The organism is Dokdonella soli (assembly GCF_039523175.1).
In the GTDB taxonomy this organism is placed as follows: Bacteria; Pseudomonadota; Gammaproteobacteria; order Xanthomonadales; family Rhodanobacteraceae; genus Dokdonella_A; species Dokdonella_A soli.
Genome location: NZ_BAAAEU010000032.1, coordinates 1 through 24865 on the forward strand (window position 1 = coordinate 1; position 24865 = coordinate 24865).

Consider the following 24865-nt stretch of genomic DNA (forward strand, 5'->3'; position numbering starts at 1 on the left):
CGCCACCTCGATCCCTAGCATCTGACGCAGCCGCGAGATCAGCTGCACGGCCAGCAGCGAATCCCCGCCCAGCTCGAAGAAGTTGTCGTGGCGTCCTACCCGTTCGTGGCCGAGCAGCTCGGACCAGATCCGTGCCAGCGTCGTCTCGATCTCGCCTTGTGGTGCTTGATACAAAGGGCTCGTGGCAACTTGCATACTGGTCTGACCCTTCAAAAAGCACGAAGTCCGGATTCTAGATCATGGCATCAGCAATCGCTCATCGGCGCGATCGATGGGCAGAGCGTGCGTGGCGACTCAAATGTGTCGCTACGGATGGCGTCCGGCGAGCCACATTGATCGCAAAGTCGATCGAGTACGCGCATGACACGATTCGCGGTCAAGCTGATGTCGATCTCGATCACCATCACGACCCTTGCGTAGTCGTCCAGCACGTTGAACGTCCGGTAGGCGCGACCGTCCGCCAGCGTGTCGCTCATGAAGTCCATCGAGCAGCATTGCGCAGTGCTGCAGCACCGGGCAGCCCCACGCAGGATGCTTTCTAGACAACGCCAGCACTCGCATCTCGACCTTCTCGTCGTGCCGTCGACGGTCACCCGCCGTGCGTCGTTGGGTCGAGCGCGTTTGCTTCACAACCCGGCACGTGCGTCGTTCGCGCACCGACTTTTACTCCTTCAGCCAGCTCACTGCCTCGCGGCGCTGCGCTGGCGTCAGAATCTTTTGCCAGCGCCTCCTTGCCGGATCGTGACCATCAGGTCTCGTCCTTACCCAACCGAGACGCCAATTTCTTCGGGCGCGAAGCTCCAACACGGTCTCGCTATACGTTTTCTGCAGATCCTTCAGCTGACGCTCGTACTGTTCGCGCACATCTTCAGGCTTCGCACGCAGGGCATTCTCCATGCCAGCCTTGCCTTGATCGACCCACCCCTCGATCTCCGATGTCGAACGCACGGATCGCCTCGGCTACCGTCGTCTTGCCCTGGATGATCTCCAGTACCAACGCGGACTTGCGCCGCGCCGTTCATCGTTTGATCTCCTCTTCCATCACCGCACTCATCGGTGTCTCCTTCTTCAAAGGTTACACCGGAGCAGGATTTCACTGGGTCATTTACATCCATGCATTTGGACTTCGCCATGAACTGCGCCTGGCGCAGACGCGCAATCTCCGTCGTCAGTGCAGTGACTTTGTTTTCTTGTGCGCGATCGCACGATCCCGGCATTCAGTCGTCGTGCGAACGGGGATGGTGTAGCGCAAGATTCGCTCTTCAAAGGGGCAACGCGCGCAGGCGAGCCATGCCCGCCCGTGGAGCGCACCTCAAACGGATATAAGGACCGCTGACTGAATTACCAACTCATGTCCCGTCCGAGCAATTCATAGACATCGACGAAATGCGGCTGAAGATATTCACGAATTCGCGCACGCTCTTCTTCCAAAAGCGGAGCACTGTAATCACCGGCATTCATTTTCACCGCCTCTACATCAACATCTGGCAGATCAAGAAATGAAAACACCTTGCTAGCCGTGCTTCGTGGGTCGGAGAATAGATCTTCTGCATCAATAACAAGAAAACTTTCGCGAGGAAAATGATCAAACCACCGGCGCAAGTGAGGAGCGTAGATACTTTGAGCCACGAAACGTCTTCTAAATCGCGTTTCCTCACCGGAACGCTCTGCCTGGATTACCTGCTCGAAACTCCGGGTCTCGCCAGCGCGACTTCGATACATATTAAAGTCTGAATATGCACGGTCGATAGGATTTCGCAAAGAGATTATGAATTTCGGCTTAGAAACCAAAGCGCTGATTCGATCGGTAGCAATTGAGCAGTAAAAATTAAATGGGTCACAGTCTACGGTAAACGCGTTCCCACACTTAGCCATTCTGCGCGCCATCTCCGTCCAGAGCGGAAAAAATTTCCGATAACCCAACGGCGAAAACTTCGCGTGCCCGCTTGTATATCGCCCCCAAAAAAAAGCCAGGTTAGAGCTATATTCGTAGTTCGATTCGAAATTTGGAAGCTTTTGCAAATACATCAACTCCTTCACGTAAGGCGCAACAAAAGCTGGATGCTGCCGGAGCATGTAAGCTAGAGACGTCGAGCCGCATTTAGTCCCGCCCAACAGAAATACTTTGGGCAATACCCTTAGTGGCGCCGTTATTCTGCGAAATGCAAGAGACGTATACAGTGCTATTTCCGCCGCGTATTTAGTCGCCATCATATTGCTTCACTAGCCGGCAGGGAATTCGCTATTTTTACTCATTCAAACAAGCAACTCAGATCCATCAATCGATTGTGTGATTGGCCGTGCGAAACGTTTCAGGTTCTTGTCGCGGACCTACTGCGAGCGACCCTCGCGCCGAAAGCACACTGTAAACAGTCGCACGCCTGTCGATTCATGATGTAACGTCGTACATTAAAACTAAGACTTACAGGGCTTGGGCCTTGACGATGAACGCCGCGCTCGACAGCGGCACCGACGCAACCTCCGATGTCAACGCCAAATCAAGAGATCGGACTCCGGCTTGCCAGAAGGGTAGTATCACGCAGATAACGAAGCCCTTTCGATTGCCCGCCTTAGCGCTCCAAAAACGATCACGCGGCATTGGCAGCAGACTGGCTGAAAGTCGTCTCCTCCCCCCGCATTTTGACAACAAACAGCCTGCCGATTTCGTTTGTCAGCGGACCAAGATCGCGTGGCTCGGTTTTTGGAGAGAACAGGCCATCTGCTTCCCAGAGATCTGGGGTTAGAGAAATCGCTTCAATATTGATCCAGCCCGACTGCGGAAATAAGTGCAGCTTCTCCGGGAGCACGTCTGCTACCGCCAAGCGGAATATGACCTGAGCCAACTCTTCGATCCGGTCCACGGCCCCCCGCACGTTCTCGAACATCCGACGAAAATTCTCGGTTTTCGGGAATAGATTTCGGACGTGGAGATGCTTCAGGGTTGGTAAGTCTTCGATATAGTCGATGAACTCGAACGTGTAGCCGGTTGTATCGGTGCGCTTCCCCCATACTTCGAACAGCTCAAGAACCCGAGCCTGCGCGACCGTCACTCGGGAAATAAGACCACTCATAACTTTCGATAAGGTCGGATCGAGATAGGTCTCGTGGTAAAATTGAGGGTCGGTCGTTGTCCAGCCAACGAAATAATCCCAGATCGTCTTCAGCGCCATGATGGGACCAATATGATGATTGGGATAGCCGCGATGGATAGTGTCAGTTAGGAAGTCATTCAACGCTAGAAAATAGCGATTGGCAAAGTCCACATATTCGGTAGTAAGCGTTCCTGCCCTATCCATCTCCAGCATTCGCTGCAAGTACCCGTTTGCGAATCCGATCATGTTGGAACCGACCGAATAGTATGGGTCAGCGAATACCCCGGAAACGCCAACGCAGGCCCATCTATCAGCAGAGAAAACTTGCTTCGATGTATAGCTGTAACCGCGCAGCTTCAGAAAGTCGATAACTTCGTGACCTTCGAGCGCGTCCGCGACGACAGGTTCATGCTGCCTAAGCCACTCTATCGACTTCTCGTAGGTGTTGTAGGAATCGAATGGGTGGATCGACTCGTCAGTCACTATCCCGACGCTTGTATTTTCCGGCGCCAATGGGATCAACCATACCCAGTAACCTTTGCCCATCATATGATTCGTTGACTGCCAGCGATCGTCATGGACTCGTTCATGCCAGCGCGTGTTGGACTTGTCGACAAAGTCGGCCACGCTGACTTTCCCGCGAACTCGCCACCACGTGGAGTTGAACTGACCTGGGCTTTTTAGGCCGAGACCAAACTTACGCTGAAGATAGCGCGGACGTCCCATGGCATCCACGATCCAGCGCGCGCGCGCCGTCCTTGTCTCCCCATTCTCTACGTATGTCACTACATGCGGACCATCCGCATTGATGTCGATGTCCTTGACCTGCACGTTTTCGCGTAACTCAGCTCCTGATTGCTCCACGAGTGCGCGAAGATGGTGCTCAAGCTTACCGCGGTCGAGCTGATACGATTTGGCCGGCAGGAACTTGGCCACACCGTATTCCGGTCGAGAGGAGAAATCGCCTTTACTCGAATAGAAGTAGCGAAGGCCTAGCTTCTCAAGATGCTGTTCTTCGAGATAATCTCGAAGCTGAAGGGTATTGTAAAAATAATATGCACCCGTCTCAATTGTCGACTCGCCGATCTTGAATCCCGCTTCCGGAAGAGGGCGAACGAGCAACTCGAGCACCAGAATAGATGCCTTAAACCCATTCAAGTCCAGTTGACGGGCGAGCGATAGGCCAGCCAAACCGCCACCGCAAATTATCAGATCGTATACCGGCTTCTCAGTATCCAAAGTTGGGCTCGCTTTGATTGGACAGATGGCGTGCAAGAGCACGAATGGTACGGCGAGCGTATATATCCATCAGGCTCGCCTCGCAAGTAAGTTCAGCGCGGATTCTGGAGAATATTTCCATTATGCGCAAAGAATGGGCGCCCATTTCGAAGAGATCGTCATCGAGGCCGATGGCATTACGCTTCAAAATATCCGAAGCGATGAATAAGAGCTGCGCTTCAAGTGTGGATATCGGGCCCACTTCTTCTCTTACACTTGGATCACTATCGACGCGCTGGCGTAACTTTACGCGATCAATCTTTCCATTCGCGGTGAGCGGCAATTCGTCGAGACGTTCAATAACTTCTGGCAATGCATAAATGGGTAGCAGCGCCGCCAGATGTTGGCGCAATTTCGAGACATCGCACGGCTCATCAAAGATGACGTAAGCTGCTAGATACAGATTGTTTGCGTCGTTTTCTTTACACACGACGACAGCATTGGAAATCACCGGATGACTCAAAAGAGCCTCTTCTACCTCGGACATCTCGACACGCATGCCGCGTATTTTAACTTGGCCATCTGTGCGCCCGAGAAACTGGAGCTGCCCGTCGGGACGCCAAAATCCTCGATCGCCACTGCGATAGACTACTCGCGGTCGCAGTTCTGCAATTGGGTGCTCGGTGAAAGCTAAGGCCGTAAGGTCGGGACGATTGAAATAGCCTCGAGCTAAGCCAGCGCCGCCGAGATAGATTTCTCCCGGCATCCCCGGCGCGCAGAGTCGATTTTCGTCGTCGACGATGTAAACCTGCACATTGGTGATGGGCGAGCCAATTGTAACGCTGGCGCTCGTTGGATCAAGCAAGCTGGCGGTAGAGCAAACGGCATTCTCAGTTGGCCCGTACTCGTTGTACAGCAACGTGTCTGGAAGGATGAGAGCGTGCATCGTAAGCAGATCCGAGGTAACGATTTCCCCCGCAAGAGTGATCGCGCGCAAGGATGTTGAGACTCCGCCCAACTCGCTGCAAAGCAGCTTGTAGTAGCTTGGAGTGGCGATGAAAGTAGTTACGCTGTGCCTTTTTATGAGATCGCGCAAATGGGCAGCATCCAGCCGCAGTTCGTCGCGAGGAATGACCAGCGTTCCGCCGACTGCTAGAGCACAGAAAATGTCAATGACGGAGCTATCGAACGCGATCGACGGCATTTGCAACGTGACGTCGCTCGCGTCATAACCGTAGTACGCGTTGCGCCACAGGATAGTATTGACAATCGCTCTGTGCTGAACTACCACCCCTTTTGGTTTGCCGGTAGAACCGGACGTATAGATGATATAAGCATCGTTATTGCTAGCGCCCTCACAGTCGCTGTAGTTTTCTGCCAGCTCGAGACTGGCCAACTCAACATCCAGCACGAACATGTCGCCGCCATACGCTGACATGCTCGCGATTGTGTCGGAATCTACGACCACGACTGACATCTCTGCGTTATCCGTCATATAACGGATTGTCTGCCAAGGGTGGTGCGGATTGATCGGCACATATGCAGCGCCGCATTTTAGAATCCCGAGGATACCGGCGAGCATCTTTTCGGAACGATTGACCGCGATCCCGACCCGATCGCCCGGCCGCACGCCCCGCTCACATCGCAGGTGAGCGGCAATGCGTGATCCCTGATCGTTCAACTGTGCGTAACTCAGCGTGCGGTCTTCATAGATGACTGCAATGGCCTCAGGCCGTCGCCGTGCTGTATCTTCGACCAGCCCGTGCAGCGTCAGGTCGTGCGGAAAGTCGGGCGTGCAGGCGGCGTTGAATGTCTCTAGCACTTGACGTCGCTCGTGAGCGCTTAGCGCATCGAGTTGACTAAGCGTTGCGTCCGGGCTGTCGGCAAGCAGCCCGATGAGCCGGCAAGTATGGGCGGCAATCTGCTCAGCCAGGAAAAGTGGATAGATCGAAGCATCGAACGCAAGACGCAGCTCTACATGCTCGGTCGTACCATTTACATGCAAGACCATTGGGAGTGAGGCAGAGGGTTCAGCGGCGCCGACAGCAAAGCCGATACGGCAAAATCTTACGAGCTGCGCCTCCGGGGTAATCAGTAAGTGGTTCGTTTCGGCGCCTGACATCGGCGCGTTGAACCGTGACGCAGCCAATTCCCGTTCGATAGCTTCGACAAAGTGACGTGCTGTAAGTGTTTCGACGACTTCACAGAGTAGAAACCCTTCGGAAATCAATATTGCAACTTGTTGCCCCCCGCCATGTCGGCTGAGAGCGAGGCAGTACGCAGCCAACGCCACAGCGTCTGGCGAACCTACCGGTCGCGCTACGTAGAGAGCAGTTGTCGACGGGCAACTGCCTGAAGATGAAACCGGCAAGCAAGCGGGCAACTGGGTGGTACCGTGCCCGAGCCTACCCAGTTTTTCCAACCAATAGTCGAGCGATCGATTATTATCCACCGAATTCCCTTGGTCGATTTGCAAATAGTCATTCATGCCGTCGCTCGTTTCGATCGGGACATAGCTGGCGCATTCGTCTGCACAGCGTAGCCCGGTTCGATAGGTGAGTTCTCTTCGCTGTTAGGCCGCCTTAGGCATCGGCATCGGTAGCTTGGAGTAGACCTGATTGGGGGTCCTACGATCAAGACCCCTCGTGATGCTCGGCGCAGTAGAACGCCAAGTATGAATCGCCATGGCTTTTTCGGCCTCTCCAACCTTTAGCGAGGATGCAGATGGTGTCGTCAAGCGCACCTTTACGGCGTGCTCAAAGGCTTTGCGCACGGTCGAGCAGACAGCGACGAAGGATTCGAGCATGTTGCACTTCAAGAACTATGCAGGCTCGATGTCGGTCGTATCCGCAACATCGGACGATCCGCTCGCCGCATGCAATCCGATCGGTTCCGGTTGTCGGAGGAATCGATCAATCAGATTCAATAGAGGGTTGGTCATGGCGGTAGTCACAATTGCCATGATGAAGATCATGGAGAACTGCGTGCCGCTGAGCAACCCAGCATCGTAGCCGATCTTGAGGACAACGAGCTCCATCATGCCACGAGTGTTCATTAGCACTCCCACTGACACGGCGGTCTGCCAGCTCCGCCCCGCTAACTTCGCGCCCATGGCCCCACCAGCCAACTTCCCGATGATTGCGACCATCAAGACGAGAATCAGCACCGGACCAACGCCACGGAAACCGTCGCCGGTCGTGTTGAGTCCAGCGACAGCAAAGAAGCAAGGCAGAAGTACTAGCGCCGATATGGGCAGGATCGCGTCCTCCAGCGCAGCGAGCAAACGTTTGTCGCGCGGCAGGCACAAGCCGAATAGCAATGCACCGAACACGCTGTGCAGTCCGAGCCAGTCGGTAATCGCGGCGAACGTTAGCGCGCCGGCTAAGAGCGCGCCAATGGTGCCCATGCCCACCTTACCGGCAGGCGCCCGCGACCACCGAGTAGCGACCAGCGGCCTGACCAGCAGCATCGCTATGGCGACGAGTACCAGCAGGCCCATGATCGTGCCCGTCGCGCCGGCGAGATCGGTCTTCGCCTTGGCTATCCCGAGGACCAGAGGCAGGCTCAGCCAAACGAACACATCGCCCAAAGTTGCCGCTGAGAGGGAGATCATGCCAGCATCCGAGTTTACTTGCCCCCGCTCTTTCAGCATGTGCGCCATGACTGGGACCGCCGTGGTAGCCATCGCTAGGCTGAAGAACAACGCGAAGGGCCAGAAAGCGACCCCGACAGGTGCGTAAGAAAACAGCAGCGGCGCGATCGCCAACGCGAGCAGTGCCGGCACCGCGATCGACAAGGTTCCCACCAACGTCGAAGCCAAGCGAGCGCCGCGGGGGGCGGACGACGGAAGACACAGCTCCGCGCCGACTACAAACATAAACAGTGCCAGCCCAATCTCGCCCAGAGCTTGCAAGCCACCGATGCCGCTCACCGGAAACACCGCGCCTATCCACTGCGGAAACAATTCTCCAAGCGCTGCCGGACCCAGCACAAAGCCCGTCAACATTTCGGCAATCACAACGGGCTGACCGAGCCGACGAATGACTTCGGCCAGAGCCCTGCCGACTGCCAAGATCACTACAATTTGCAACACTAAAGAAATCGAATGCATTACCTTTCTCAGTCCAGTTGATCGCAGCACCCCAATGTTCGAGGGTACCAATTCTCACGAGAAATGGGTTACGCCTAGTCACAGGAAATGCGACTCGATCCGCTCGCCTGGTAGTCGCTCAACTGGGAGACTATCGCCGCTGCCTATGCTTCGTCCGGGCGGGTCGATCTTGCGAACGACGACCTTGATCGCCAACTCGTTGATGGCCTGCGACAGCAAAATTTCCGCCACTGGTAGAGCCCGCGCTCAATCTGCACCGGCGGATTCAACTGCGAAGTGCACCGAGTTTGAAGGACTTGTCGAATTCATGTTGCGGTGTGCGGAAGCCTAACCGCTTTCGTGGTCGCTGGTTGAGCCTGTCTTCGATTGCATGAATCTGTGTGGGCGTGAAGGCACCCAGATCGCATCCCTTGGGGAAGTACTGGCGCAGCAGGCCGTTAAGATTCTCGTTGCAGCCGCACTGCCAGGCCGAGTACGGCTCGGCAAAGAAGCTGATCGCCTCCAGCGCGATGTCGATCAGGGCATGCTCGGCGAACTCACTGTCATTGTCCCAGGTGAGCGTATGCACGCGACCACACATGGGATAGAACGCGTGCACGGTCGCTCGCATCGTGGGATCGGCGGCACCGCTTCGACCCGGCGTAATCGCACCGGGCCGGTCTTGCTCGACCAGAGTGACGATGCGAACTGCTGCACACGATCGCGTCGCCCTCCCAATCCCCCACACGCGGGCGGGTATATCGGTGAAGGAAATGATGGATTCAACCCCAGTCACCGTCGGCGCCGGCCCGCCGTGTTGCTGTCGCGCTATACCAAGGGCAACGGCCGAGCACCCTCACGGCAGTTGCGCGCACAACTACCACTCGCAGAGCTGCTTCAACCAGTTGCAATGTGAGCCGGCCCGGCAGACCGCATCACCTCGTTCCCAGACAGCTGGGATGACCTCGAGGACTGGTGCGAGGAGCACCATGGCGACGCGGTGGTCGTAACATCCAAGGCAACTCGGGCGGCACGAGACTCCGAATACCGCAACATCCCGTTTGCGTACCTAGTGCTGCATTTCGTGGCCAGCGTGTACGCCCCCTGTCGCCGCGGCGAGCTCGTCGAGGACCACCTGGAAGCGGCGAAGTTCGCCTGCACATCGACATCTACCCTGTCGGCGGCCACATGTTCTATAGCTTACGCCGAATCTTCCAGCTCTAGCTGGCATCAAATAGCGCGGGACTCTCTCTACTTGCCACTTGCCAAGAGCGTGAGGACGTTATCGGGAAGCTCGGAAAAGTGAGCGTGAAAGACGTCCCCCTTCGCAACCAACGCCGACAACGTTCTTGCGACGCGCAGTGCCAGCATGCCGCCGGCCCAGTCCAACTCGACAATTTCGACACAGTCAAAATTGAAGTAATACCCCACAACGGGATAGATCGCCTTGAACAAGCTCTCTTTGGCTGAAAAGGCCAGTGTCAGCGCCCGTGCCCGTGGCCAGGCTCCCTGCAACACGCGATCCTCGCTGCTGCATATCAAGGTTGCTGAAATTTCTTCGGCAACTTGGTCACACAGCCAGCGTTCAAGGTCGACTCCAAGAAGCCCGACTTGACCTGCGTCAGCAATACAGGTGATTGCCACGCTATCCGTATGAGTGATCGAGCCCACCCATCCTTCCGGCCACAACGGCTGCCGGTTACCGCCGATAGGTATGGGCGACTGCAAGCAGTGCCTGCGCAACAGCAACTGGCCCAGGTAACGACCGGCAAGATGCTCCGCCTTCCGCTTGCGGACCGCGCGTCGTACACCTTCCGGGCAGTCGATCCCGAGCTTCGTATACAAAACATCACGATACGCGGATGAGTCATACCGGCATTGGAGTAACGAAACTTCCGGTCGACTCGGAATTACCAGCGACTCCAAGCTCTGGATGAACCCTGCAGTCAACTCGTGCAACCGCGACGACAGCTTCTCCTCATCCAGAACTTTGCTTCCGCCCGAACCATCGCAATGACCGTAGGACGACGACTCCCGCCACGTCTCCGAGCGGCTCATTGCTGCCAATTCTCAATCAACGTTCGCTCCCCTTTGCGCTTGCGAATCCCCAGTTGCAGATAGTAGGTGAACATAGTCGTTCCTCCCGCCGTCTCAGGCCATTGCCGCAGTGGTCGCACTATCGTCCAGTGCAGGCTTGCCGGCTCGTCGTCGAAGTCGGTGACCTGGCCGTCGATCACGTGCACGTTGCGGTGCGCGCGCGCGGCAAGCTCCGGATCGTGCGTGACCATGACGATCGTGGTGCCTTGGCGATTGATTTCCTCCAGCAGTTCCAGCACGCCGCGCGCCATCAGCGAATCGAGGTTGCCAGTGGGCTCATCCGCAAGGAGAAGTCGTGGCGAACCGGCCAGCGCACGTGCGATCGCGACGCGCTGCTGCTGACCGCCCGAAAGTTCCGACGGGTAGTGCTTCATGCGCGAGGCGAGATCCACGCGACGTCGACGCCATCGAGCTGGTACTGGCCACCGGTGAACTCCTCGAGCAGGCCGGCAATGTTGAGGAAGGTCGTCTTGCCGGAACCGGACGGACCGGTCACCGCGACGAACTCGCCCTCGCGCACCTGGATCGAAAAGTCGCGCAAGGCGTAGGTTTCGATCAGATGGGTCCGGTAGACCTTCTGCAGGTGGGTCATCTTGAGCATCGGCTTCGCCTCTTTGAAATGGGAATGGGAATGGGGATACGAGAATGGCGGGTGGGGAATGGAGCCTGGCTCTTGCGATTCCCTATTCCCTATTCCCCTAATTAAGCGCCACGCGCTGCGCGCCGTTGAACTGGTCGGTGCCGGAGATCACCACGCGGTCGCCTTCCTTGACGCCGCTGACGATCTCGACCGAGTTGAGGCTGGTGGCGCCGATCTCGATCGGCGTGCGCTCGGCGGTGCCGTTGTGCACGACATAGGCGACGCGACCGGCACCGGTATCGATGAAGGGACCGCGCTCGACGATCAGCACGTTCGGGTGCTCGTCCATCAGGATGCGCGTGGTCAGCTGCTGGCTCTGGCGCAGGCCGGCGGGCTTCTTGTCGCCGAAGCGCACGCGGCCGGTGACCTGGCCGTTGACGACCTCGGGTGAGATCGCACTGACTTCGCCCGCATATTTCTCGCTGCCGTCGATGATTTCCGCAGCCATGCCCGGGCTGAGGTCATGCGCGAACACTTCCGGCACCTGTACTTCGACTTCGAGTGCGCTGAGGTCGACGACACTGAGGATGGCCGAATTCGGCGCCACGTTCGCGCGCTGCTGCACGACCAACTGGCCGACCTGGCCGTCGACCGGTGAGCGCAGTTTCAGCTCGTCGACCTGGCGCGCGAGGTCCTCGACCAGCAGCTTCTGGCGATCCAGCGCGAACCGCTTGGTCTTCAATTCGAAGGCGAGGCTGTCGCGATCGAGCACGGTGTTGTGCTGCGCGTTGATCTCGCTCAGCTTCGCCTTCGCCAATGCATCCTTCGCCCGCAGCACCGTCATTTCCGACTGCGCGCCGAGCGTGAACGCCTTCTGGTTGCGCTCGACTTCGCGCTCGGCGGTCTGGCGATCGATCACGGCCTGCTCGTAGGCCATCTGCGACGCAGCCTGGGCCTTGCGATTGTCGATGGTGGCGCGTTCGACATCGAGGCCGAGGCTGTCCAGGCTTGCCTGCTCCTGCTTCAGCTTGTTGGTCAGTTCCGGCGAGTCGATCTCGGCCAGCACATCGTTCTTCTTGACCTTGTCGCCAGCATGCACGTCGAGCGTCACCGTGCCGGCACTGCGCGTGTAGACGGTGGGACTGACGGCGGCGACGATCTTGCCCTGCACCGAGACGTCGCGCGTCAGCGTGCCGCGCTTGACCTCGGCAATGCGCAGGCGTGCCGTGCTCGCCAATGAGTCCGCCGACAGCAGGCGCGCGACGGTCGGTACGCACAGTGCTACGACTATCGCCACGGCCACGCCGGCGCCGATCCATATCATCTGTTTGCTGCGGTTGCGCTGCGGCGCAATTTGGCGGTCCTGGGCCGAGGTGTCGCGAAGCATTGGGGGTTGGGCTCCGTGCTGGCGGGGGTTGGTTACCTGGTTTAAGGCAATGATGTAGCGCGGCACTTGGTTTGCAAAATTGGCGCGCTTGGTTTGCGAAGTCGTTTGAGAGTCTTCATGGCCCCGAAAGCGGGGCTTTGAAGAGGGATTGAAAAGGCGATCCTAGCCGGGAGTGTCAGAATTTTGTGTGCGAGGCAGTGAAGGATTTTCATTTTACGCATTCGTTGAGATGAACCGGTCCGCGTAGAGGATAGCGAACTGGTTCATGGCCTCTTTCCAGTCTTTCGCGAGTCTGTAATTTGAACTGTGTAACTGCCCCTTGAGACACTGCGGCTTGGCCGCGAGGAGCAGAGAAATGGCATTGACGAAAGCGATGCTCGATGAGTTGGTGGGGGACTGCAAGACAGCCGCTCATCGCGCTGCACACGCCTCGGCGCCTTGGCCGGATCGGACCGCCGCGCTGCATGCACGTAGTACGTCGATGGGGCGATCGGCAGCACCTTGCAGATCGGCTCGACCCCATACACCTCGCGGTGATCGTCGATGAATGCCGTCATGGCTTGAACCGGCGGTCGAGCTCCGCCTGGGCAAAATACGCCGACGCCTTGCGCAGAATCTCGTTGGCCTGGCGCAGTTCCCGGTTCTCCCATTCCAGCGCCTTGATCCGCTCGCGTTCGGACGTGCTCAGTCCTTCGCGCTCGCCGTTATCTCGTTCGGCCTGCCGTACCCACCGACGCAACGTCTCGGCGGTGCAACCCAGCTTCCCGGCAATCGACTCGATCGCCGCCCACTGCGAACCGTGCTCACCCTGATGCTCCTGCACCATCCGCACGGCGCGCTCTCGCACCTCAACGGAATACTTCGCTGATGTCTTCATGGCTCCATCCTCTCAAGAGTGGGAGCCTCCGGGAAAGCCGGGGCGATTCAGACCCCTTCGCCCGTAGCGAAGTAGTTGATGAAGGCGATATGGCAATCTGCAAGTAGTCGGCTGACTGTTGCCAATTGAGCGATAGCGTCCATATCAGTCTTGCAAACAGTGCAACTAAAGACGCGCCAGCGGAATCTAGTTCTACGTCACTACCGAAGCGGTGATACAAGTTCGACCGGTAAATGCGAACGAGCTGACCATAGATCGATGGTCGTGTTTAACACCCAGCGACGCTCCAGAACTTTCTTCGTGACGTCGTCGCGTATCCGCGCGCGCTCGCGAAACCTTATACCGTAGTTGCGCATTAGACGCGCATGGGGAAGCCGGCCCGTCCATTCCCAGATTGCTCTGCCAGCGTTTGCGCTCGGGGCGAGCGAAGCTTTATAGATTTCATCTGCTTTTCCTCGAGCTGGGACCCAGAGATAAGTGCCGCTTCCTGCAGCTTCGTTGTGAACTACAGATATTTCCAACAGCGGACCTGTCTCGGGATCCTCATCAATCATGGGCCCCTCGACCCGGATTACGAAGTTGTGCTGATCGGAGAATTCGATCGACCCATGGCGCCAGGGCATTAGCCAGAGATCCCGACCGACGGCGTGTGATAGCTCGAGCCCCGCGACGCTATGCTTTTGGTACCGAGCTAGACCAAGATGCACGAAGGGCATGTATGGCGCTCCGGACGCTAGGTCGGACGCACGCTGCGCTGCGTTCTGTGGATCGAGCACGATGTCGCAATAGAAGCCTCGCTTCTCATCGAGGACAGGTACATGTGGGCGAATGTTAACGAGGACGCCGGAGTCTCCGGCATCTCCCGGTTCGCCGCTCGGCCTGTCAGCCTTCAGCAGGCCGGTAGCCCACTCGTCACCGCTGCGAAAGCGATCAGGTGGCAGATTTCCTCGCGTTGGAGACTGATGCAGCTGATTGCGTCCCTGCAATGTAAAGCCGTCAGCGTATGGCTCAAGTGCTGGCGTGAAAAGGTCGCATGGATCTGTTCCATCCTTCCTGAAGAGGACCCCCAGAGCCTCGCCCTCACCAGACGCGAAGACGTCCTTGCCCAGTTCAAGCCGGATATTGCTCGTTCGCGTGAACGAGTAGCGCCCACGCCCATCGCACCGACGATCCTCTTTCAACATGAACTTGACGTTCGCGATCGTCGGAGCCGGAGGACGGAATGTGCACGGCTGCCAAATGTCGCGTGGCTGTGATCTGCTTTCGCAATCAGCGCCGTTGCGGAAGAAATTCACGAAGCGTGAGGTCGCGATGAGGGTAGCGGACAACCTTCTCGCACGCCCATCCGGGAACGCGTGCGCGAGCCTCCTCGGATTCAGCGGATCGCGCAGCAGGTCCAGCCGCGTTGCTGTCGTCGCGCTGTCGATGTCCGCGACGTTGAACAGTTGCGCGTGCCCGGACCCGGCGATGTAACGATATCGCCGATCCTGGTCCCTCTTAAGATATTCAGGACCGTGCTCCAACCATCCGGCCTCGCATCGAAGCTTTTCCGTGGCTGCCGGGTCGATGTTCACACAGCCCACGAAGAAGCACGTCGCGCCCCCTTCCTCGCTTTCCCAAGCAGCATAGCCGGCCCCATGTCGCTTCCAGCGATCGGTGACGACATCCGACCATTTCCGGTCAGGACTGTTGGACGAGTCCGCCGCGACGGTGGTTAGCAAAGGTGTTATCGCTCCTGGATCACTAGGATCGACGAAAGCGGGAGCACCGGGCCGCTGCTGGGCATGCACCAGCGTGATCGCCTGCGCGCCGTTTAAGGTCGAGACGACCTGATTCTCGAGCAAGGCCGCCAGCAATATCGCCGCAATTTTGTCCGGATCGCCGCTCGTGCCACTTAGCCTCAGCGCGTGTCTGGTTAGCTCCTCCCCAACAACGTGATTTCGTACGATGACCTCGGGGCTGGGCTCGGCCACCGCGAGGGCGGCCAGGCTGGTGGCAGGCTGCATCGAAATAACGATCTTGCGAACATCGACGCCGCCCACGATCGCGTTTTCGTATCCGATCTCGATGCGCGGCTTCCTTAGGTTCGATTCCGTTCGGCGCACTTCGAGCAGCACAGGCATCGCATCGCGTGGACGCTTGCCCTCCTTCCAGAAGCCCACTGGCAACTTCATCTTCGGCGGCGCGACGTTGGACGGCGTCTGTGCGGCCAGATGAAGTCGAAGATACTGTGAGTGCCCGTCAGGATGATATTCCCGCTTCTGCTTCGTTGCTTCGTCGAACTGAAGGACCTGTCCCCGACTGTTCGCTTCGTTCGCCTTTGGAGAGGTGGAGATTCCACCTTTCATCGCGAGCGGAAAGCTTCCTCCGCCCTTGCGCCAAAGGACGCCGACGTGCGATCGGAACGCGCCAGGCGGCTCATCGTCTTGCACTCCTCGAAACTGATCTTGCTGCTCCGCACGATCGAAATCGACAGCATGGGGATAGAAGAACCTCTGCGATGTCGAGGTCTTCGTATCGCCCGTCCTCACGACGAGCGTCTGGAGGGATTCCCCTAGCAGGTCCGGTTCCGAGCGGACTGTGACCATTCGACTGTCGTGCGGAAGCAGCAGGAGGGGTGCGGGGATTTTGTCGGGGCGCCTGAACGCGAATGGCTTCCCAGCCGGATCGCCGAGTACGTGGCCGTACCTGTCCTCAGCATGGGCGGCGGTCGCCGCCGCAACGCCTAGCGTCCAGCCACCGACATAGGATGCCGTGAGCCCGACCAGATATCCGTAGCCGTCTCGCAACGGTGGAGGCCGGTAGTCGAAGCCGCCGGAGCCCGGCATGTCCGGGAGATGATAGGTCCGCGGAACGGCAAGGTCCTCACGCACCTTAATCGTGACATCCGTCGTCGTGGACTCTGTGGGCAAGGCGAGCGAGAGACTGCCGCCGTGCCAGGAAAAAATTTCCTGCGCAGTGACGGCCGCAGATTGGCTGTTGCCGCTCGCATCAGCCGTAACCTGTTCGACCGGGATGGAATCGACCAGGCCAAATTCCCGCTCGGGTGAGACGCACTCAACCACGAAGTCCTCATCCACCTGCCCACGCGAGCGGAACGACACGCTTCGAGCGACGGCGGTCCGCCACTCGGCCGCGCGGGACTTCAGGCTTGGTGCCTGCTGCTTTGGAATTGCGAACATGACACCATAGCCGCGGAGCAGATCAGCGGCGAAATTCACATGGTGTTGGGGGTCTTCCTGCAGCTTTCGTAGGCGCGCACCGGATTCCTTCATCATCGCATGCATGCCGGTATCGATGAGAGTGAGGCCCCGTCCAACAGGATTCGGCTCGTTGCCCGCGGGCGCCTCGCCCCCCCTTAAGGAGGCGAGAGTCGAGCGCGCGAAATCCATGCGCCGCTTCGTCGAAGAGACGGTGTCGGTGATATCCAGCTTGTAACGCAGCTCGCTACCCTTGTTGGCACGCAGCCTTAGAACACCGCCGACAATGGCGGCGTCTGTCGTGGGACCGCGGGCAAGCGCTTCATGCTCGTCGCAGGGTCCGAAGAAACTCGGCCCACCTTCGCCGCCATGGACGAACGCGGTCCAACCCTGCCCTGTGGGCGGGCTAGCGTCGAACGATACCGCCACCGCGCCGTACGACACGGCCTTTAGGGGACCAACCTTCGCCTCCCAAAGCTTCCTCGGTACGCGGAGTTCGGCGTTCACACCAAGAAAGGTGGCGATCGCGGGCGAGGTAATGATGCTGGATAGCTTGCGGCGCGCCGTATCCTCCGAAGTAGGGGAGCTCTGCGTCCGGAGACCTTGGGCGATGACATTCGTCGCTATCGCCAGTTCCTCGAGCACATCGTCCAGGTCGGTCTGCGACGTGGACGACAGATGGTCAAGCAACTCGGCGCGCCCCTCAACCGCCCTTCCGTCCAGCTCAAGAGCGCGGTTGCGCGCTCTTGCCCGCGCGATCGTGAAGTCGTCGAGGTTTGTGTCCATCTTCGCGACGCTGGCTACATTCGCCGATCCCTTAAATGACTTGAGCGCAGCACGCCACCTTCCGAGCTTCTCCCTGTGTTCCTGCCCCTCGATTGTGGCACCCACCTGATCGCGTGCAGATCCCGGAGGGGACCACTTGCGTAGGCGGGCCTGCTGAACTGCTTGCTGCTTCGCTGCCATCGAACCATGCTCGGCCTCAACTACTATCCTTTCGCGGTAGTCAGCCATAAGCTCCGCCGAGAGGCGGTCTGAATCGATGAGCGGCGCGATGCCCGACTGAGCAGAGAAGGAGTGGCCGCCAACTGCGTCCTGCTCCAGAGCTGTGAGGAGAGCCGTTGCGACACCGTCTTTGAACGTCTCATACCAGAGATCGTCGGCCGCGGCGGCGGCGCGCGCGGTCCAGCGGGTCGCAGTGGAGACAGGACCTAAGCTTCCGGTTGCCGAAACCCCGCCGTCCGGCGTGACGTCGCCAAGGTGAACGATTAGATTGGTGAGCCTGGCCCTGATCTTCTCCGGCCAAGTTGCCAGGTCGAGCGTGCTCGATTTGCTCGCACCGCCGGACCCCACCGGAACCGGCGTGAGCTGGAGGCCGAGCAGCATGTCTCCATTGGACGCCACGCCATGAGGCACCACGAGGATCGAGACATCCACCAAGACCGGAGGCAGCGGAGGCAGTGGCTTTCTAGTTGTCATCGATCAGGTCCAATGCGATGTGCCGACGATACTTCTTCCAGGCGCGGCTCTTCACCGGCGCATCCGTGTTGATCGTGAAGACCGGATCGCTGGCGATGACATCGACCGGTGCCGGCGTGCCCTGCGCTCGGCGACGCTGCTGCTGCGCGTCACCATCGCCAGATCCCGAGATGTGGCGGTGCGCGGTCATCGAATAGTGCACCTTGAAGAATCCGACCTTGAACGAGAATCTGTAGGTCGCGGAGCCGTCAAGATCGCCGTGCGGGGAATGCACCAGCACAATCCGAATAAAGATCGACAAGGAGAAGCAGGCGATGTGACCCTCGCCAACGGCCTCGACGATGGCCTGGATCGTCAGGCCGCCTTTCGTGTCGATCAATGCGAACCCGGCGGATACGCGCCCGTATCCAGCAAGAATTCCGAAATCGAAGGCGACCGCTGCACCGAAGAAAAACGAGACGGCGAGATTCTTCTTCGAGCCGCCAGCTTCCATCTCGAGCTTGACGTAACCCCCGCCGCCATAGGGCGCGCAGGCAATGATGAAGGGCCGCTCTTCGCTCGCGAAGTTAAATCCGAACCTGGCCGCGGTCGGTCCGAACGGCAGATCGGCGAACACGTCGATCGCGATGTTCATGAACTCGATGTTGCCGATCGTGATCAGGTCGCTCGCGAACTGATAGCCTACTTTGATGCTATCGAGCGTCGGCACGACGTAGAGACCGCTTCCGCTGGGCGCCATCCAGGCGCTGAGTTCGTCTAGGAACTTAAGGTAGGGCCCGATTTGCACGTCGCGAACCTTGACGTCGAACGAGGTCTTCTGTGCGGATCCGCCTCTGAAGGTCGCCGGAAAGAAGTGTATCGTCGCCATCTGCGGAAGGATGATCGCGAACGAGTGGAGGCGGCCGTGCATCTCCGCGCTCGATGTCCGGGATATGAAATCGTAGGTGACGCGCGACGAGAGCGTCAGATGCTTGTTATCGACGTCCTCTGACGTTCCTGGATCGATCGCGAAAAACGGGCCCGTGCCAAGTTGCGTGGTCCAGTCGTATCCCGTCTGAATGCGGGTGGGCACGAACTGCTTGATCGCCTCCTCGAGCCGAACCTTGAGATCGTTAGCCAGCTTCCTGACGTTGCCTCCGACAAGCTGGGCGAAGTTCCCCTGAAGGAACACATCGACGATATGGACAAGTTGGTCGAACAGTACGACCAGCGGCACCTTACCAGCCCGCCAGGACTTTAGAACGGGATCGATCGTCGCGATGGCGGCTACAGACGTTGAGGCGTTGTCCACCGATCCGAGAATGCCGGCCTCGCGCCCTAAATCGTCGATCGAATCCTTAAGGTTTGTCGGTGCGGCGACGCTGATCAGGTAAGCAAGGATCTTGTTCGAGATCACTAAGTCGTAGATCTTGCCGGCAGGATCGGCGACCGCCTGCTCGAAGACCCCGAGGGCACCCGCGGCGGCCTTGATGATCGGAAGAACGGCAGAATCGAGCTTGGTCAGTGTTGCGTCGGTGAACATCACTGTCTGCAGCATGACGGCAGCCAGACGCCCATCTTTAACGACGTAATCGGTGGCGATCTGCGAGGCGATCGCGACCAGCGCAGCTGGATCGGCGTTGGCCAGTCGCGACCGGAGGTCGCCGGCCTCGTCCTCCACCTTTTTGAGCTGCCTGCCCAGCGTGTCCGTATAGTCCGCGAACTGCCTGAGGTCGCGCTGCAGGTCCGCTGCCGCCGTCGAGACCTTGGTCCAGTCTCCCGTCACGCCCACCTTGGCGACGGTGGTCAGATCGCCGATCAGCTTCCCGATCAGAGCGCCCACCCCGTTCACCGTCAGGCGGTGAGCGCCGCTCATGGTAAGCGGTGCGGCCGTCATTTTCTCGTAAGCACGCGCGATCGCGAGCAACGCCGGCAGCGCCGCGACCCGCGAGCGGATCGCCAGGTCGACGGATCTGACGAGCGACGCCGACGCAGCGCAGGCATCCATCGAGCCAAGGCCCCTCAATGTCGACCGGGCCGACTCGAGGTCGGCAACCGCCGTCACCAGGTCACTGGCGGCGGACAGCAGTTCCTTGCGGGCGTCGGTGAACGCCTTCACGGCGGCAGCCGATGCGGGCGGCGAAGGGGGTGTCGGTAGGCTCGTGACAGCGTTTATGAGTTCGCTGATGCTGGTCGTGATTGTCAGCGAATCGCCGAGGAGATCGTCCCCGAAGGCTAGCGCCACCGCGATCGCGCCGTTGGCGTCCTGGCACCAGTTGGAAAGCACGACGGCAGCCCGGGACACGCCGATCGATGAGGCGAGATCCACGACGCCGGCCAGGGTGTTGACCATCGTCTGGACGAGAAGTTGGACCTGGCGATTCGCGTCCACCGCATACTGGTCAACCAACACCTGGGCCGCGTCGCAGGCATCTGCCACCGCCTGCGCCGCCGCGCCGACCACCTTGGCCTCGGCCGCGGCGACGAAGGAAGACAGCACGGCGGCATCCGTGTCAGGGGCTATCGCCACGAACCATGCTGGATGGCTTGAGAGTTTCGCCTTGACCGCGGCCCTCACAGTGGCGGCAAATCCTTTACGCAGGCTCGTCAGATAGGCTTTCACCACACTAGGGTTCGTCGAACTGGGCGGCGGGACCGATGCGAGCGTCGCTTCGACGACCGACAGCAACTCCTTCCCCAATGCGCGCTGCTGGGTTGGGTCGGCGATCCCGCCTGTCGAGAGCGGATCGAGCCTGTCATGGATGCTCAATTCTGCCTCGCTCACCAGGGCAACGAAGCGTTGCTCCAGCGACAACCGGGCGAGCATCACTCGACCACGAAACGCCTGCAGCAGATCGCTGAGCACTGACGCGATCTCGATCAGAGGGACGGCGATCTGCTCGTACGCGAAAGCCTTCGCCAACTCGGCGCGGGCGGAAGGGTCAAACAGGAGGCTGGTCAGTTCGTTCGGCGAGATCGAGATCCCGAACCAAAGTAGAAGTTCGTCGCTCGTCGCCAACGCGAGAGCCGGAACGATCCGGTCAGTCAACACCTTCTGGGCTACCGAATCCAGGAAAGTCACGAGCCCTGTCCTAAGCCCGCCCTGCAACATCGCCCACATGGACTTGAACGTGTCGATGACACCTTCGAACGCCTCCGGAATCGGGTTCTCGATCAGTGTCTCGACGGAAGACGCGAACGGCTTGATGGCGACGAGCGCCTTGCTCGCCTCGTTCGCCAGCGCCTCAAGGCCGGACGCCGTCGCGACTGCGCGGAGCGAAGGCGGCACCGTTCTCTTGGCCTCCTGATACGCCTTGTAGAAATCGGGATACAGAGCCTCGAACGTTAGGTCCCACTTCGCAAGAGATCCATCGAGGTCGGTGATTGCCTGATCGAGGCCGCCCTTGTCCTTGAACGCTGCATCAGCGGCATCTGCCGCAACCTTGGCGACAGCCTTGACCGCGTCCAGCGCGGAGGAGGTCGTCTGATCTACGCCATAGAAGAACCGCTCCACCAGCTTGGGTGCATTTTCGAGCGTGTCCTCCGCACCGCTCAGGATAAGGCCGATGAGATTGATACCCAGGATCGAGAACGATCCGTTGAACGCCTCGTTTGCATCGAACTTGTTCGCCCGCGCATTGCCGAAGTCGAAGGCAAGTTCGGTGGAACCGCTATCGATCGAGCGGCTCATGCCCGCCGGCGAGCCGCTCTCCTTTCCCCCCACGACGCCGCTGCGTCGGCTCAAAGCGGCGACGAAGGACTTTGGCTGCGCGACACCCACCGTCATCTCACCCGCGCCGACGAGACTGAACGCTATCTTGGGGCTAATGACGTCGAGGAATATCTCTGGGTCCTGCTTCAGCCCAGTAAAGCCGTCCTGCACGAACACGCTGTCGGGCATGCATTCGATTAAGCCCTGCGGTGCACCGGAAAGACGGTCGACGCTCTGAACCGAAATCCTTGTCCGGCGCACGCTCGGATAGAACGGCGGCTGGTCCGCGCCGTTCATGCGCGCATCCATGATGAAAGACTGTTCGCCACCAAGCGAACGTCCACGAGCGGTAAGGAGCCACCTGTCGGTGTCGAAGCTAGTGTCCGCGTCGGGGCTCGGATCAGCGTAGCGGCGCCGAGCTCCGTATAACCGTGCGGTATTAGCGATTGGCCAGTCCGGCTTCGCAACACTGACTGTAAGCGCATCACGGTTATAGATTTCAGCTGTCGCCCGCACGATGTCGTCGATGCCGACCACGCTGTTGTCGAGGAAGATCATCTTCGCCGTCATCGGTGTCGAGTCATCTTCGATCTGCACCTTCCACTCGACGTCCCTTACCTCCTTCGCGTTGATCTTCATGCGCGGCCAGAAGATCGTTGAGGCAGCAAGCTTGTACTTCTTCGTCAGTTTCAGCAGGTCGTCGGAAAAGTCCTCCGGCGCGATCAAGATCGGGGTGGCATCGGTCAGCAGTGTCGCGCTCGACGCGGGCCAATCGCGCCCCGCGTCGGGCTGATTGAGGGCGGGAAAGGCCTTGACCGGCCGACGAGTGATGATTCGCCGAGTCAGCACGTTCGCAGCGACCAGATAGCCGGGCCGATTCGGATCTGGCAGGTATCCGCGCTTCTGCGTCGTGAGTAGGGTCGCGCGGAATCCTATCGGCAGAAGGAACCCCTTGTCCGCGGCGATGATCGTCTCGTCCTGTCCGAGGAACTCCGAGAAGAATAGGCGCTCCAGCGATGTCCCTGCGACCGAGGCAGTCCCGCCGAGGCGGGGCGGCTTGAACTGCAAGGCGGAGGTCGGCTCGTAGATGGGGGGGCTGCCCTTCCACTCCATCCGTGCGGTGGCGCCGAAGGCGGTCAGCTCGATGTCCGCGTAGTCGAAGGTGGTCGTGAGGGCGATGCCGGATTCCGGCGGCGCAGGTGTCGACGGGTTGGGCTTGTGGCTCTCCAGAAGTCGGTCGACCTCCAGTAGATACGGATAGACCACAGCCGGCCTTACGATTGAGCCACGCGGGACCTTGGCGAATTCGTCATCGATGTCGGTGGACTGATCGGTAGGAATTCCGCGGCGTAGTGCGGGAAGCCCCCCAACGGACGTCTGGGCGACTATTCCCCAGTGTCGCTTGATGCCCTCGTCAGGCGTTTCGGCCGGTATTGCTCCAGGCGTCAGCAGTTTCGACCAGATGGCCCGAAGGCGGGGATCGCTTTCGCGTCCGATCCTGATGCTGAAGAGTTGGGCCAATCCAGACTGTGCGCTGTCGGGAAACTCGAATTCGGTATCTGGCCCAGGCGACAGGAAAAGATCAGCAAGCTGGAGCGACGTCTCATCGTCACGCGGAGGATAAAGCGCTTTGCCAATCTGATCCAGGACGGTCCCTAGGTCTGCGGAGGGCACAATGGAATCCAGCTCCATCTTCTCAAGCTGTGAAGCCAGGTCGTCGCCGGCGGTCGCGCGCTTGGCTACCGAAAGACTGCCCTTCAGGGCGGACCAATCGGTCAACGCCTCAATCGTGAGAGGCACCTCCCGCCATATCGCATTCCGCGCACGTTCCTGCGGAAGCTTGAACACGATGCGGGACGATTCCGCGACCTTCGTCTTCTCCTCGACGGGAACGGGGCAGGTGCCGCCGTCGAACGGCGTCACGGATTCCGTGATGTGCTGGGGCGGCAGAAGTAGCGAGATTGTCGCCGGCTCGCAAAACTTCCCGTTTCGAATGCGTCGCAGATAGAAATAACCTTTCTGGTCCTTCTTGAGCTCGAATCCCTTGAACTGGAAGGTCAGGTCGAGCAGGTCGCGACCTCGACTGAGCTCGATGCGCGTGTCGTCCAGTCGAACGGCGGATGTATCCATTCCTTCGATCAGAAGGTTGGTGTTCGGACGTCCCGACTTCTGATCGACTGAAAGCGTGGCCTCCTTTCTGTCGGCATGCAGGATGACCTCGTCGCCGTCGAGGAGCGGAAGATGCACACTCTCCACCTTGAGCGTCGCTTGGAATGCATTCGCCCCGCCGGAGCGGAACACCGCCCGGAACTGCGGAGTGTCGGCGCTGCCGCGCACCTGGGCGACGCAACCTAGCAATGCGACGCGGAACGGGCTCTCAGTGACATTTCCGCTGACCGCGACCGAATCTCGCTCGATCAGGCAGGCCGCGCGGTCGAGTCGCAACTTGGTATCGACGTCGCCCTCGTGGATGACGTCGACGTCCGTTGGGCCCACAAGGAGCGAACGCTGCGATCTTCCGCCTCTATCCCCAGCGAAATCCCCCTCAACGGACTCGCTCCGCAGAGGTCGTACGGCGACGGTCGCGCCCAGGCCCGCGCAGGCATATACCCTCGAACGCATTGCGGGCTCGAGGATTCGAAAGTCCGTAGCGTATGCACTCGACATCAAGGCAGACAACCCAGCCGTCTCAGGAGGTCTAACGGCCAGCGCAATTCCGGATCCTCCAGCCTTGATCTGGCCGTCCATCAAGACTCGGGACCGGAACTCGAGAGACAAGCCCGACTCGGGTTTGATCGCCAGCCAACCAGGCCCGGACTGGAGGAAGCCTGTTCCAACGGCGCAGCGAAACGCTCGGGACGCGCCAGTCAGCGGCGTACCAGTGAACCAATCATCCAGCGATTGCTGCGCCGAAAACTCGAGCCACGGCACCTCGATCCGACACGTCCACTGACCGCGTCGGAGACCGATCGTCATCAGGAAGTCGACTCTTAGATCGGTACCGGGCAACGTCGCGAGCGACAATCTCACCGAGGTCTCCGTTCGGCGCTGCCGCAGTCGGACGTGGGCGCGAGGACCGAAGAGAGCGGTTTCAAACTGCCACATAAATCGACGGTACTGTAGGCGAAACACTCCTCCTGACAGCCATGCTCTT

General features: G+C 59.3%; 13 protein-coding genes, 2 pseudogenes and 1 other annotated feature. Of the genes and pseudogenes, 1 reads left to right on the forward strand and 14 read right to left on the reverse strand.

The window, feature by feature from the left end; all coding sequences use genetic code 11:
* The 3 genes from ABD002_RS18960 to ABD002_RS19775 all read right to left on the reverse strand — a co-directional run.
* Positions 1-213 (reverse strand): phosphopantetheine-binding protein (locus ABD002_RS18960; RefSeq protein ID WP_343794068.1); only part of this gene is annotated, 213 nt, incomplete at its 3' end.
* A gap of 32 nt (positions 214-245) precedes the next feature.
* The gene (locus ABD002_RS18965) at positions 246-476 is read right to left on the reverse strand and encodes a hypothetical protein (RefSeq protein WP_343794070.1); all 231 of its coding nucleotides are present in this window, start codon (positions 474-476) and stop codon (positions 246-248) included.
* Positions 477-663: 187 nt separating this feature from the next.
* Complete coding sequence (locus ABD002_RS19775) at positions 664-897, reverse strand: hypothetical protein (protein WP_379989289.1); 234 nt, start codon at positions 895-897, stop codon at positions 664-666.
* A 38-nt stretch (positions 898-935) separates the two neighbouring features.
* On the opposite strand from ABD002_RS19775, the gene ABD002_RS18975 reads away from it, so the two are divergent.
* Positions 936-1247, forward strand: a complete 312-nt coding sequence (locus ABD002_RS18975; RefSeq protein ID WP_343794252.1) for a hypothetical protein — start codon at positions 936-938, stop codon at positions 1245-1247.
* 94 nt (positions 1248-1341) lie between these two features.
* Here the strand turns inward: ABD002_RS18975 and ABD002_RS18980 are convergent, their stop codons facing one another.
* From ABD002_RS18980 to ABD002_RS19030, 11 genes and pseudogenes are all read right to left on the reverse strand, one after another.
* Positions 1342-2211, reverse strand: coding sequence for a sulfotransferase family protein (locus tag ABD002_RS18980; protein WP_343794072.1), 870 nt, complete (start codon positions 2209-2211; stop codon positions 1342-1344).
* 377 nt (positions 2212-2588) lie between these two features.
* The gene (locus ABD002_RS18985) at positions 2589-4331 is read right to left on the reverse strand and encodes an NAD(P)/FAD-dependent oxidoreductase (protein ID WP_343794074.1); all 1743 of its coding nucleotides are present in this window, start codon (positions 4329-4331) and stop codon (positions 2589-2591) included.
* Positions 4321-6798: a non-ribosomal peptide synthetase gene (locus ABD002_RS18990; RefSeq protein ID WP_343794076.1), complete on the reverse strand. Its 2478-nt coding sequence runs from the start codon at positions 6796-6798 to the stop codon at positions 4321-4323. Before ABD002_RS18990 ends, ABD002_RS18985 begins: the two co-directional genes overlap by 11 nt.
* 333 nt (positions 6799-7131) lie before the next feature.
* Positions 7132-8421, reverse strand: coding sequence for a cation:proton antiporter domain-containing protein (locus ABD002_RS18995; protein ID WP_343794078.1), 1290 nt, complete (start codon positions 8419-8421; stop codon positions 7132-7134).
* A 265-nt stretch (positions 8422-8686) separates the two neighbouring features.
* Positions 8687-9196 carry an IS30 family transposase gene (locus ABD002_RS19000; RefSeq protein ID WP_343794080.1) on the reverse strand — a complete coding sequence of 170 codons (510 nt, stop codon included), beginning with the start codon at positions 9194-9196 and terminating at the stop codon, positions 8687-8689.
* Positions 9197-9651: 455 nt separating this feature from the next.
* A complete protein-coding gene (locus tag ABD002_RS19005; RefSeq protein ID WP_343794082.1) occupies positions 9652-10458 on the reverse strand; it encodes a 4'-phosphopantetheinyl transferase family protein in 807 nt (268 codons plus the stop codon).
* A gap of 137 nt (positions 10459-10595) precedes the next feature.
* Positions 10596-11098 (reverse strand): annotated as a pseudogene (locus tag ABD002_RS19010) (ABC transporter ATP-binding protein); the annotation flags it as partial.
* A 97-nt stretch (positions 11099-11195) separates the two neighbouring features.
* Positions 11196-12374, reverse strand: coding sequence for an efflux RND transporter periplasmic adaptor subunit (locus ABD002_RS19015; protein WP_343794084.1), 1179 nt, complete (start codon positions 12372-12374; stop codon positions 11196-11198).
* A gap of 494 nt (positions 12375-12868) precedes the next feature.
* Positions 12869-13341, reverse strand: a pseudogene (locus ABD002_RS19020) (transposase); the annotation flags it as partial.
* Positions 12947-13063, reverse strand: a sequence feature (AL1L pseudoknot). Its footprint overlaps the pseudogene before it by 117 nt.
* Before the next feature lie 200 nt (positions 13342-13541).
* Entirely contained in the window at positions 13542-17927 is a 4386-nt protein-coding gene (locus ABD002_RS19025; RefSeq protein WP_343794086.1) for a hypothetical protein, read from the reverse strand.
* A gap of 82 nt (positions 17928-18009) precedes the next feature.
* Positions 18010-24156, reverse strand: coding sequence for a hypothetical protein (locus ABD002_RS19030; protein ID WP_343794088.1), 6147 nt, complete (start codon positions 24154-24156; stop codon positions 18010-18012).
* Positions 24157-24865 lie beyond the last annotated feature (709 nt).